The 12,614-nt window shown below is 73.2% G+C and carries 8 protein-coding genes; 3 read left to right on the top strand and 5 right to left on the bottom strand.

Annotation, left to right across the window (positions count from 1 at the left end; all coding sequences use genetic code 11):
- Positions 1–11: 11 nt before the first annotated feature.
- The 3 genes from ACZ7MX_RS25915 to ACZ7MX_RS25905 form a co-directional block, all read right to left on the bottom strand.
- Positions 12–1,253 carry an SAV2148 family HEPN domain-containing protein gene (locus ACZ7MX_RS25915; RefSeq protein WP_472135626.1) on the bottom strand — a complete coding sequence of 414 codons (1,242 nt, stop codon included), beginning with the start codon at positions 1,251–1,253 and terminating at the stop codon, positions 12–14.
- 100 nt (positions 1,254–1,353) lie between these two features.
- Positions 1,354–2,706: a copper amine oxidase gene (locus tag ACZ7MX_RS25910; RefSeq protein WP_472135625.1), complete on the bottom strand. Its 1,353-nt coding sequence runs from the start codon at positions 2,704–2,706 to the stop codon at positions 1,354–1,356.
- A 41-nt stretch (positions 2,707–2,747) separates the two neighbouring features.
- Complete coding sequence (locus ACZ7MX_RS25905) at positions 2,748–3,557, bottom strand: Tat pathway signal sequence domain protein (protein ID WP_472135624.1); 810 nt, start codon at positions 3,555–3,557, stop codon at positions 2,748–2,750.
- A 239-nt stretch (positions 3,558–3,796) separates the two neighbouring features.
- On the opposite strand from ACZ7MX_RS25905, the gene glgX reads away from it, so the two are divergent.
- Positions 3,797–6,013 (top strand): glycogen debranching protein GlgX, encoded by a 2,217-nt coding sequence (glgX, locus tag ACZ7MX_RS25900; RefSeq protein WP_472135623.1) that lies wholly within the window; start codon positions 3,797–3,799, stop codon positions 6,011–6,013.
- Here glgX and ACZ7MX_RS25895 read toward each other — a convergent pair.
- Positions 5,973–7,223 carry an MFS transporter gene (locus tag ACZ7MX_RS25895; RefSeq protein WP_472135622.1) on the bottom strand — a complete coding sequence of 417 codons (1,251 nt, stop codon included), beginning with the start codon at positions 7,221–7,223 and terminating at the stop codon, positions 5,973–5,975. The genes glgX and ACZ7MX_RS25895 overlap by 41 nt on opposite strands.
- Positions 7,224–7,374: 151 nt before the next feature.
- On the opposite strand from ACZ7MX_RS25895, the gene treY reads away from it, so the two are divergent.
- Positions 7,375–10,068 carry a malto-oligosyltrehalose synthase gene (treY, locus tag ACZ7MX_RS25890; RefSeq protein ID WP_472135621.1) on the top strand — a complete coding sequence of 898 codons (2,694 nt, stop codon included), beginning with the start codon at positions 7,375–7,377 and terminating at the stop codon, positions 10,066–10,068.
- A 43-nt stretch (positions 10,069–10,111) separates the two neighbouring features.
- Here treY and ACZ7MX_RS25885 read toward each other — a convergent pair whose 3' ends face one another.
- Positions 10,112–11,008, bottom strand: a complete 897-nt coding sequence (locus tag ACZ7MX_RS25885; RefSeq protein WP_472135620.1) for a LysR family transcriptional regulator — start codon at positions 11,006–11,008, stop codon at positions 10,112–10,114.
- 141 nt (positions 11,009–11,149) lie between these two features.
- Here ACZ7MX_RS25885 and lpdA point away from each other — a divergent pair, with 141 nt between their 5' ends.
- Complete coding sequence (gene lpdA, locus ACZ7MX_RS25880; RefSeq protein ID WP_472135619.1) at positions 11,150–12,589, top strand: dihydrolipoyl dehydrogenase; 1,440 nt, start codon at positions 11,150–11,152, stop codon at positions 12,587–12,589.
- The last annotated feature ends 25 nt before the right edge of the window (positions 12,590–12,614 follow it).

Genomic DNA, 12,614 nt, shown 5'->3' with positions numbered 1-12,614 from the left:
TACGAGGTGGGTCAGGAAACCGGCCGCGAGTCCGCCCAGATGCCCTCGAACTCCTCCCGGTAGGTCTCGAACACCCCGTGGTCGCCGTCCCGGGCGTCCTGGCGGACGAGGTCCCGGGAGCCGCCGCGCAGGACGAAGACCGGGGATTCCATGCCGCGGCTCTTGCGCAGGTACGGCTGGACGACGGCCAGGCCGTCCGCCCCGTCCCCGTCGACGAGGTAGGCGGTGAACCGCGGGGTCTCGTCGAAGACCTGGATCTCGAAGGCGCCGGGGTCGCGCAGCCGGGCCCGCACCCGCCGCATGTGCAGGATGTTCATCTCGATGGAGCGGCTCATCTCGCCCTTCTTCAGGCCGATTTCCCGCTCCCGGCGGCGGACCGCGCTGCTCGCCGGGTTGAGGAAGAGCAGCCGGACCCGGCAGCCGGATTCGGCGAGCCGGACCAGGCGGCGGCCGGAGTAGTTCTGGACGAGGAGGTTGAGCCCGATGCCGACGGCGTCGAGCCGGCGGGCGCCGCCGAAGAGGTCCTCGGCCGGCAGCTGGCGCTGGAGGCGGACCCGGTCGGGGTGGACGCCGATGACGTCGGCGTAGCGGTCCCCGACGAGGTCCTCGACGGCGTCGATGGGCAGTCGCCCGGAAATACGGGTGCCGGCACCGGAGCCGAGTATGTCCAGCAGCCGGGCCGAGGCGCGCTCGGCCTGGGCGAGGACGGTCTCGGACAGCGCGCGGTTGCGGGAGACGATGTTGCGGGCGACCTCCAGCTCGTCGAGGGCGAGTTCGACCTCCCGGCGGTCGTCGAAGTAGGGCTCGAAGCAGGGCCAGTGCTGGACCATCAGTTCGCGGAGTTGCGGCAGCGTCAGGAAGCTGACGATGTTGTCGTCCGCGGGGTCGAGGAGGTAGCCCTTGCGGCGGCTGACCTCGCGGACCGCGACCGCCCGCTGCACCCATTCCTGACCGGCGGGTCCGGCTGCGGCGATCACCCATTCGTCGCCGTGCACCGGCTCGTAGATGGGCCGCAGCACGGCCGCCACCACGGCCCGCAGCCGCTGCTCGACGAGATTCAGCCAGATGTAGGCGCGCCCGGCCCGGCGGGCACGGGTGCGCACCTCGCTCCACGCCTCGGCGCCCCAGTCCAGTTCCGCCCCGATCTCCAGCGGTCGTGCCAGGGACACCGCGCCGGGCGGTGCGTCGACGGAGCCGCCGTCATGCCCCTCATGACTCTCGTCACCAGGGGGCAACTCCAGCCCGCCGCTCACCTGCCACCGCCTTCCGAACCCCCGTGCCAACGATCAAGGCAGACTACTGCGGTGCGGGAGGCGGTGCAGCAGGATGGGTCGAGACGTCTACCAACTCCCCTTATCCATAGTGCCCGTTGTGACCGGCGAGGGCGGGCGGAGTGAGCGGATTCATAGCCGTGACGTCGCGCGGGACCAGCTGGAAGCCCTGCCAGTGGACGGGCATCGGCTCCTGGTCCTCGTCCCTGGCGATGTGGTGGAACCCGATGTTGACCCACGCGATGGGGTGTTTCAGCGGCTGTCCGTTGACCCAGGTGTCCACGCTCCGCCCGGTGTGCGGACCGCAGTTGGCCAGGTTGTTGCTGGCGAACCGCTCACAGGCGTTGTAGTCCGTGAAATAGACGTCGTGCCGGGTGTAACCGCGGCCGGTGTACTTGCTGGTGCGGCCCGGCACGATCTCGTACGAGCGCGGATGGCCGTCCTTGTTGCGGCCGTTGGGGCTGACCACCCGCCACCAGCGCAGCGGTCCGGCGTCGCCGGCGAGTTCCCGGGTGACGGGGGTACGGGTGGTGCGGATGGTGGGCGTGTTGCCGCCGGGGCGGGTGGTGGTGGCCGAATCGAACTGCTCGACCTTGTCGGCGGAGGATCCGTCCAGGCCGAAGTCGAGGCGCCAGAAGACGTTGTGGCTGTGGCTGGTGGCGTAGTCCTTGGCGCCCTTGCCGAGCGGCATGCCCCGGCCGTCGCCGGCGTCGTAGTCACCGGGCGAGACGGTGCCGGTGGCGCCGACCTGGAACGTCATGGTGCCGTCGCCGGCGAACCGCCATTCGGTGAGGTACTCGTACCAGCCGACCTTGTTGACGGTGTAGACCAGCAGGTCCTGGCCCTGGAGCTGGTAGGTCGGGGCCTGCTCGCCGGGGTAGGGACCCACGCGGTAGGCGTGGCCGCGGGCGCGGGTCGTGGTGCACAGGCCGCTGACGTCGGGGTGGGCGGGGTCATAGGCGCCGGGCACCTTGACGGTCTTGATGGTGCCGCCGGGGCACTCGGCGGGGGTGAGTTTCTGCAGGCCCTGGGCGAAGCCCTGCCCGGTGAGGTCGTCGTACTCGTTCCTGCCGTCGTCGTAGGGGACGTGGATCTGGCCGAGGCGGGCGCTGGTGAGCACCTTGACCGGGCGGGGTTCGCCCTTGGGCCGGTACGAGACGTCGTCCAGGACCAGGCCGGCGTTGCCCTCGTAGTGCCAGCACATCCGCCAGGTGGTGCCGCCGTCCAGCGTCCGGGAGATACGGAACGCGGCGGAGCAGGGCGGGGCGGTCGGGGCGGCGCGGGCGGCGCGCGCTCCGGGGGCTTCACGGGCTCCGGGGGCGGCCTGGACGGCCGGGGCGGTCAGCAGGGCGGTCGCGGTGAGCAGTAAAGGGGCGGCGGCGAGCGCGGTGGTGCGCCGGCGGATGCGGGCACCGGCGGGGCGTCGTCCGGGCATGGTGGCGGCTCCGGGGAGGAGGAAGAGGGTGGCGGTGGCGGTCAGCCGAGGCGGGCGACGGTGCGGGCGCTGAGGTCGATCACGAGGCGGCGGGTGTCGATCCACGGGCCGTTCTTGACCTTGGTGAAGAGGCGGACGCAGCGGTGCGGTCCGCAGGCGGCCAGGGCGCCCGGGGCGTCGCCCTCGGCGCGGCCGCGGTAGACGAAGCCGGTGACCGCGAGCGGGTCGGGTCCGGTGAGGTCGTGGCCGGTGGCGTGGCGGTAGTCCGCTCGCAGTCCGGCGCCGAGCGGGTCGGCGATCAGCAGCCGGGCGGCCTCGACCGCCTCGGTGCGGCTGGGTGGCGGCTGGACGCCGTGCTGGGTGTCGGTGGCCTCCACCGTGGAGGTGGTCAGATTGACCGTCGTGGTGACGTAGCCGTCGGTCGCGTAGTCGTAGAACGAGACCAGGGCCCGGCGCGGCGGGTCGGCCAGGCCGGCTTCCGAGGGACGGCGTTCGGCCAGATCGGTGAGGAGCGGCTCGGGTCCCGGGCGGCCGGTGACGTTCCTGGCGGCGGTGCGCAGGGCGCGCGGCCGCGCCAGGTCCCGGGCGCGCCGGAGCTCGTCGTCGGTGAGCGGATCGCGTCCCCGGCCGCGTGCGCCCTGGATGCCGGCCGGCTCGACGACGCCCGGCGTCGGTGCGCCGGGACCGCCTCCCGGGGCCGGGGCGCCGGCCCCGGCCGGCCGGGTGCCCGTCGTGCCGGTGGCGCCGGCGCCGGCCGGCAGGGTGACGGCGGCCATGACGGCGGTGCCGGTCAGCGCCAGGGCGGCACCGGCGACGGCCTTCCCGAGGTGGCGGTGCAACAGTCGGTGCACGGTTCTCCCCTGCTGTCACATCCGTGACATGCGGTCGCGGTCCCCCGTGGGTCCTCCAGTAGGACGACCATTAGGACGATCCGACATCCCGACAGGTTGCCACCATTCAGCGGGAATCTCGCGAAAATCCCTCTGTGAGGGACAAGTTGCGACAAGTTGGGGAAGGAATTCCCCTCGGTCCGCGGACGTGTGTCGTGGAGTCGCCGCAGCGCCCGACGAGAAAGTGGAAGAGTCTACGCATGCAGGTCTGGCCGGGACAGATGTATCCGCTGGGTGCCACCTATGACGGGGCGGGCACCAACTTCGCGGTGTTCTCCGAAGCCGCGAACCGCATCGAACTGTGTCTGCTGCACGACGACGGCTCGGAGACCGCCGTCGAGCTGCGCGAGAGTGACGCCTTTGTGCGGCACGCCTATCTTCCGGGGGTGATGCCGGGACAGCGCTACGGATTCCGGGTGCACGGTCCCTACGAACCGCAGCGGGGGAACCGCTGCAACTCCGCGAAACTGCTGCTCGACCCGTACGCCCGGGCCATGAGCGGGGTGATCGACTGGGACGAGGCGGTCTACGGCTACCACTTCGGGCGGCCCGAGGTCCGCAACGACCTGGACTCGGCGCCGCACACCATGGCCTCCGTGGTGGTCAATCCGTACTTCGACTGGGGCGACGACCGTCCGCCGCGCACCGCGTACCACGAGACCGTGCTCTACGAGGCCCATGTGAAGGGCCTGACGATGTGTCATCCGGAGCTCCCCGAGGAGCTGCGCGGCACCTATGCCGCGCTGGCGCATCCGGCGATCATCGAGCACCTGACGAAGCTCGGGGTGACCGCCCTGGAGCTGATGCCGGTGCACCAGTTCGTCCAGGACCACCGGCTGGTGGACGCCGGGCTGACGAACTACTGGGGCTACAACACCATCGGTTTCTTCGCACCGCACAACGCCTACGCCTCCTGGGGCGACCGGGGGCAGCAGGTGCTGGAGTTCAAGACGGCGGTGCGGGCGCTGCACCAGGCCGGTATCGAGGTGATCCTCGACGTGGTCTACAACCACACGGCCGAGGGCAGCCATCTGGGGCCGACGCTGTCGTTCCGGGGGCTGGACAACGCCTCGTACTACCGGCTCTGTGACGACCGGCAGTACTACATGGACACCACCGGCACCGGGAATTCCCTGCTGATGCGCAGTCCGCACGTGCTCCAGCTGGTGATGGACTCGCTGCGCTACTGGGTGCAGGAGATGCGGGTGGACGGCTTCCGCTTCGACCTGGCGGCGACGCTGGCGCGCCAGTTCCACGAGGTGGACCGGCTGTCGTCGTTCTTCGACCTGGTGCACCAGGACCCGGTCGTCAGCCAGGTGAAGCTGATCGCCGAGCCGTGGGACGTCGGCGAGGGCGGCTATCAGGTGGGGAACTTCCCGCCGCTGTGGACCGAGTGGAACGGGAAGTACCGCGACACCGTGCGGGACCTGTGGCGGGGCGAGCCCCGTACCCTCGCGGAGTTCGGGTCCCGGCTGACGGGCTCGTCGGACCTCTATCAGGAGGACGGGCGCCGCCCGCTGGCCTCGGTCAACTTCGTGACCTGCCATGACGGCTTCACCCTGCGCGATCTGGTCTCGTACAACGACAAGCACAACCACGCCAACGGCGAGGACAACCGCGACGGTGAGCGCTACAACCGGTCGTGGAACTGCGGCGCCGAGGGGCCGTCCGACGACCCTGGGGTGCGGCGGCTGCGGGCCCGGCAGATGCGGAACTTCATCGCCACGCTGATGTTGTCGCAGGGCATTCCGATGCTCAGCCACGGGGACGAGTTCGGCCGCAGCCAGGGCGGCAACAACAACGCGTACTGCCAGGACAACGAGCTGTCGTGGGTGCACTGGCCGGAGCCCGCGGGCCCGGAGGAGGACACCTACGCGACGGACGAGGCGGACGAGGCGGACGAAGCGGGTGAGGAGGAGCCGGAAGCGGCGGCGGCCGCGGAGTGGGGTGACGAGGACCAGCTGGAGCTGCTGGCATTCGTCCGCCAGATGGTGTGGCTGCGGCGCGACCACCCGGTCTTCCGGCGCCGGCGGTTCTTCCAGGGTCACCCGATCGAGGGCACCCACGACGAGCTGTCGGACATCGCCTGGTTCACCGCGGGCGGCCGGGAGATGGGCCCGCGGGACTGGCAGTCGGCGCACGCCAAGTCCCTGACGGTCTTCCTCAACGGCAGCTCGATCTCGGAGCCGGGGCCCCGCGGGGAGCCGGTCACCGACGACTCGTTCCTGCTGATGTTCAACGCCCACGACCAGGAGAAGGAGTTCACGGTTCCGGAGCACCTCGGCCGGCAGTGGCAGGTCGTGGTGGACACCGACCGGCCGCGGACGGTGGCGGGCGGCGGGGGTGCGAAGGTCAAGGCGGGCGACCGGCTGACGCTCACCGACCGGAGCATGCTGGTGCTGCAGCGGCCCGCGTAGCGGCCGCGGACGCCGGGGCCGGACCCCGGGTGGCAAGGGCGATGCCGAGGATCATTACGGCGGCGCAGACGGCCACCGCGAAGGCGGCGGACGGGCCGTACGCCTCGGCGAGCCGGCCGGAGGCGGCCAGGGAGAGTGCCTGGCCGCCGACCACCGCGCTGGTGAGGAAGGCCATCGCTTCGGCCAGCCGGGTGGCCGGCACCAGGCGTTCGGTCAGCCCGAAGACGGGAATCAGATGCGGGGCGATGGCCGCCCCGAGCACCACGACGACCAGATAGAGCGCCCCCAGCGTCCGTACCCACAACAGCGGCACGGACAGCGCGATCAGCGCCGCGGCGGCCGTCCGCCAGCGCGCCGGCAGACCGATCCGGGCGGGGACCAGCGCCAGCGAGAGCCCGGCGGCGGCGCTCATCACACCCATCGCGGCATAGACCAGCCCGGCCTGGCCGGGCTGGTGCAGACGGGCGGTGAGGGCGGTGATGCCGGCCTGGCAGGCGCCGAAGAGGACGCCCTGCAACGCCATCGAGACGCGCATCCCGTGGACCGCCCGGGGCGTGCGCACGCGGGCCGGTGCGGCGGCGGCCGGTTGCCGTCCGGCGGGCCGGACCGCGGCCGCCGTCGGGTGCAGCGCGAACGCCGAACCGCAGACGGCCAGCAGCACCGCGGCCAGGGCGAGCGCGACGGCCGGCCGGGCGAGCGTCGCGGACAGCCCCACCAGGGCCGGGCCGAGCACGAACGACACCTCGTCCAACGTGCCCTCGAAGGACAGCGCGGTGGTGACCGTGCGGTCGTCGGCCCGGGCCCGGCGGGCCAGCGCGACCAGCCGGGTCCGGGCGAGCGGGCCGACCTGCGGTACGGCGGCCCCGGCCAGCAGGGCGAGCAGCACCAGCGGCAGCGTCCCGGCCCGGGCCAGGGCGGCGGCCACCAAGGCGGCCACAGCGAGCGCGTCGCACCAGCAGGCGGCCAGCACCACCGGACGCTGGCCGTGCCGGTCGGCGAGCCGGCCGAGCAGCGGCCCGCCGGCCGTCTGACCCGCCGCCAGGGCCCCGCCGACGAGGCCCGCGGTGGCCAGTGAGCCGCTGGTGTCGGCCACCAGCAGGAGGCTGCCGAGCTGGCACATGGCGGTCGGGAGCCGGCCGAGGAAGGACACGACGGGCAGCAGCGGCCCGCTCAGGGCGATCACCCGGCGGTAGGCGGTGACGGCGGTCATCGCCCGACGCTATCCGTCGGGGGCTGCGGCGCCGTACGCACCGGACGTACGAAGCGGCCTGCCGCCCCGGCGCAGCGGGTGGGAGGAAACGACGACGCCAATGCCGCGCAGCGATGACAGAACGGGCCGTCGGCGGGGTACGGGTGTTCCCATGACGGAGCCCTCGAGTGTGTCGCCGACCGCCACCTACCGGCTGCAGCTCCAGCCGGACTTCCCGTTCTCGGCCGCCGAGCGGGTGGTCCCCCATCTGGCCGCGCTGGGCGTGTCCCATCTGCACCTGTCGCCGGTGCTGGAGGCGGTGCCGGGGTCCACGCACGGCTACGACGTCGTCGACCACACGGAAGTACGGGCCGAACTGGGCGGCGAGCCGGGCCTGCGGTCACTGGCGGCGACGGCCCGGGCGCACGGCCTCGGGCTGGTCGTCGACATCGTGCCGAACCACATGGCGGTGCCGGGGTCGACGTTTCTGAACACACCGCTGTGGGAGGTCCTGCGGGACGGCCCGGCGTCCCGGTACGCCCGCTGGTTCGACGTCGACTGGGACGGCGGGCACGACGGCCAGCTGCTGCTGCCGGTGCTGGGCGGGCGGATCGGCGACGAGGCACGGCACCTCCGCGTCGACCCGGAGGACCGGGTGCTGCGCTACCACGACAAGGTCTTCCCGCTGCGCCCCGGTACCGAGGAACTGCCGCTGCCGCACCTGCTGGAGGCGCAGTGGTACCGCCTCGCCTGGTGGCGGCTGGCCCGCAGTGAGCTGAACTACCGTCGCTTCTTCACCATTTCGGACCTCATCGCGGTGCGCGTCGAGGAGCCGGAGGTCTTCGAGGCGACGCACGCGACGGTGGTGCGGCTGATCCGCGAGGGCGTCATCGACGGGCTGCGCATCGACCACCCGGACGGGCTGGCCGACCCCGGTGGCTATCTGGCGCGGCTTCGGGAGGCCACCGGCGGGCGCTGGACGGTCGTCGAGAAGATCCTCACGGGCGAGGAGCAGTTGCCCGGCAGTTGGGCGTGCGCGGGCACCACGGGCTATGACGCGCTGCGCCACATCGACGGGCTGTTCGTCTGCCCGCAGGGCGCCGGGCGGCTCTTCTCCCACTACCGGGACTTCGTCACGCCGCTGGCCGACGAGGGCGGCGACTGGGAGGAGACGGTGCGCCGGGCCGCCTACGAGGTGGTCAGCCATGACCTGGCCGCCGAGGTGGAGCGGCTGGTGCGTACCGCGGCCCGGATCAGTGCGCGCGATCCGCGGCCCGGCGACCATGCGCCGTGGGCGTTGCGGCAGGCGCTTCGGGAACTGCTGGTCCGGCTGCCGGTCTACCGGCCGTACGCCGGGGACGCCTCGCGGGCGGTGCAGGACGCGGCGATGCTGGGCCGGGCGGCGGTCGGGGCGCGCACCGCGTTCCGGGTGCCCGAGGAGGCCCGGGCGGTGGACCTGATCCACGATCTCGCGCTGGGGCTCGGCGCGGACGGTGAAGCGGCGCTCGACGAGGCCCCGGGCGCTGCCGACGGTCCCCACCGGGCCGACGGTCCCGACCGAACCGTACGGGCCGACCAGGCCGACCGTCCTGGCCGCCTCGACCGGCTCGACCGGCTCGACCGGCTCGACCGGCTCGACCGGCTCGACCGGGCCGACTTCGCCGCCCGTTTCGCCCAGACGGCGTCCGCGCTGCACGCCAAGTCCGTGGAGGACACCGCCTTCTACCGCTACCCGGTGCTGCTGTCGGCGTGTGAGGTGGGCGGCGACCCCGGTGAGCCCTCGCTCGGCCCGGAGGCGTTCCATGCGTACGGCGCCCGCATCCAGCGGGACTGGCCGGCGACCGGCACGGTGCTCTCCACGCACGACACCAAGCGCAGCGCCGACGTCCGGGCCCGGATCGCGGTGCTGTCGGAGTGCCCGGACCGGTGGCGGGACTTGCTGGCCGGAATGGGAGAGGACGCGGTGTGCGGCGCCGGGGCGGCGTTGCTGCCCGCTGCCGGGCCGGCCGATCCGATGGTCTCCTGGCTGGCCTGGCAGACCGCGTTCGGCCTGGGCGCCACCGCCGACGGGCCGGCGGCCATGGGGGCACCACCCGGCGAGAGTTGGGGGCGGGTGGCGCCCGCGGTCCTCAAGGCCGTGCGGGAGGCCGGACTGCGCACCTCGTGGACGGAGCCGAACGCGGCGTACGAGGAGGCTGTTACGGAGTTCGTACGGACCGGGCCGTGCGGCGTGACGGCCGCGCCGCTGGCCGCGCTGACGGCGCAGCTCGCGCCGTACATCCGCGCCAACGTCCTGGGTGCGGCGCTGCTGCATCTGACGATGCCGGGCGTCCCGGACCTCTATCAGGGGACCGAACTCACCTACTCCGCACTGGTCGACCCGGACAACCGGCGGCCCGCCGCCTTCCGCCCTGAACTGCTCGCCGAACTGGACGGAGGGGCGGAGGGCGGACCGGACGGGAGGCCGGAGGGTGGTACGGACGGCGGGCCGGACGGTGGGGGCGCGCCGCTCGATCTGGCCGGGGAGAAGCTGCGGTTGACCGCCGTGGCGCTGCGGCTGCGGCGGGCGCATCCGGAGTGGTTCGGCGCGGCCGGCTCGTACACCCCGGTGTACGCGGAGGGCCCGGCGGCCGAGCACTGTGTCGCCTTCTGCCGTACCGGGCGGGTGCTGACGGTGGTGACCCGGCTGTCGCTGCGCCTGGTGGAGACCGGTGGCTGGTGGGACACCGGGCTGCGGATGCCGCCGGGCGGTCCCTGGCGCGATGCGCTGACCGGGGGAACCGGGCGGGAACTGCCGGGCGGCGAGGTGGTGGGGCTGAGCGAGCTGCTGGCCCGGTCGCCGGTGGCGTTGTTCGTACGGGAGTGACGGGCCGGCGGCGGCCTCCTACAGAGGCGGGCGGTGGCCCGGTTCAGGGAGCGTCCGCCGGGTCGGTGGCCGTGGGGCCGGTCGTGCGCAGGAGTTCGGTGAACTCGGCGGCGGCGCCGGTCAGTTGGACCCGCGAGAAGACCGTGATGTCGCGGCGCCACGGTGGGTCGGTGGGCACCGACGCGCAGTCCAGGCCGGTCAGTTCATGGGCCGCGGTGAGCAGCACCCCGACGCCCGCCGAGGCCATCCGGACGGCGGTCGAGGTGTGCTGGGTGCGGACCGCGGTGCGCGGGGTGAAGCCGACCCGTTCGCACTCCAGGTCCAGCCAGCGCCGGCCGTCGACCACCGGCTCCAGGCTGCAGCGCACCCAGGGCCGGTCCGCGAGGTCCGCCAGCCGCACCGAGGACCGGGCGGCGAGCGGATCGCCGTGCGGGACCACCAGCACCATGCGCTCGCTTCCGACGACGCCGACCGGCCCCGGCCAGTCCTTGGGGCGGGGCCCCAGCGCCATGTCGGCCACCCCGCGCGCCATCTGTTCCTCCAGCTCACCGGTGGTGGCGTATTCGTGCAGCACCAGGCGTACGCCGGGCCGGGACCGGGCCCAGCGGGCGCAGACCTCCGGCAGCACCCCGAGGGCGTGCGCGTGCACCGTGGCGATGTGGAGTTCTCCGGTCCGGGCGCCGCCCGCGGCCAGTGCGGCGCGCCGGGCCTGCCGGGCACTGCGTACGGCGAGTTCGGCGTGCGGGAAGTAGGCCCGGCCCATCGCGGTCAGCCGTACGCCGCGCGGCATCCGCTCCAGCAGCGGGCCGCCGACCTCCCGTTCCAGTGCCTTGATCTGGTGGGAGAGGGCGGACTGGGTGACGTGCAGGGCCTCGGCGGCGCGGGTGAAGGACTCCTCTTCCACCACGGCTACGAGGTATTCCATCTGCCGCAGGCTCATGGCCGGCCTCCCCCGTGTGTGTCTGTGGCGCCGTGGTGGTTGCTCACCGTTGCTCCCGGCACATCGGTATGACGGTTGTTCATCGGCTCCATAAAAACATTGCCTTGGACTCATGAGTGCAGGTGGGCGGAGGCTGGGCCCATGAGTGAGAGGGATCGATTCACCGCGCCCGACGTCATCGTGATCGGCGGGGGCACCGGCGGGTACAGCACGGCGCTGCGGGCCGCTGCTCTGGGATTGCGGGTGGTGCTGGCCGAGCGGGATCTGATCGGCGGCACCTGTCTGCACCGCGGTTGCATCCCCAGCAAGGCGATGCTGCACGCCGCGGAGCTGGTGGACGGGATCGCGGAGGCCCGGGAGCGATGGGGCGTCAAGGCCCGTGTGGACGCGCTGGACTGGCCGGCGCTGGTGGCCACCAGGGACGGCATCGTCTCGCGCAACCACCAGGGCGTGGAGGGGCATCTGCGGACCGCGGGAGTGCGGGTGCTGCGGGGTGCGGCGCGGCTGACCGGGCCGCGTACGGTGCAGGTGGAGGGCGCCGGGGAGTTCACGGCCGGGCGCGGCATCGTGCTGGCCACCGGGTCCCGGCCGCGGCTGCTGCCGGGGCTGGCGGCGGACGGGCGGACCGTCGTGACCAGCGATGACGCGCTGTTCGCCGAGGAGCTTCCGGGGTCGGTGCTGGTGCTGGGCGGGGGCGCGATCGGTGTCGAGTACGCCTCGTTCCACCGGTCCATGGGGGCCGAGGTCACGCTCGTCGAGGCGGCCGAGCGGCTGCTGCCGCTGGAGGACGCCGATGTGGGCCGCCATCTGGCGCGCGGGCTGAAGAAGCGCGGTATCGCGGTCCGGACCGGTTCCATGCTCGTCGGGAGCGAGATCCTTCCGGACGGGGTCCGGGCGACCGTACGGACCTCCAAGGGTGCGGAGGTGGTGGTCGAGGCGGAGCGGCTGCTGGTGGCGGTGGGGCGGGCGCCGGTGACCGACGGGCTGGGGCTGGCGGCGGCCGGGCTGGCCACCGACGAGCGGGGGTTCGTGGTGCCGGCGGACTGGTCGCGGCTGGAGACCGCGGTTCCGGGCATCCACGTGGTGGGGGACCTGCTGCCGCCGCCGTCCCTGGGGCTCGCCCATGCCTCGTTCGCCGAGGGGTTGTTGGTGGCCGAGACGCTGGCGGGGGTGCCGTCCCGTCCGGTGGACTACGCGACGGTGCCGCGGGTGACGTACTCCTCGCCGCAGACCGCCTCGGTCGGTCTGACGGAGGAGGAGGCGCGGGCCCGGGGGCTGGCCGTCCAGGTCAACACCCTGCCGCTGACCGCGACCGCGAAGGGCATGGTGCACGGCAAGGGCGGCCTGGTGAAGGTGATCGCGGCGGCCGAGGGGGCGGCGGGTGCGGCCACCGGGGCGGTGCTGGGCGTGCATCTGGTGGGGCCGCAGGTCTCGGAGATGATCGCGGAGAGCCAGCTGATCGTGGCCTGGGACGCCGAACCGTCCGATGTGGCGCAGCTCGTGCACGCCCATCCGACGCTGTCGGAGGCGGTCGGCGAGACCTTCCTGACGCTGGCGGGGCGGGGGCTGCACCAGCACTGAGCGCCGGCACCGAGCACCGGCACCG

The sequence above is a fragment of the Streptomyces sp. NPDC107765 genome, from assembly GCF_055657085.1.
This window is presented reverse-complemented; position numbering and strand designations above follow the sequence as displayed.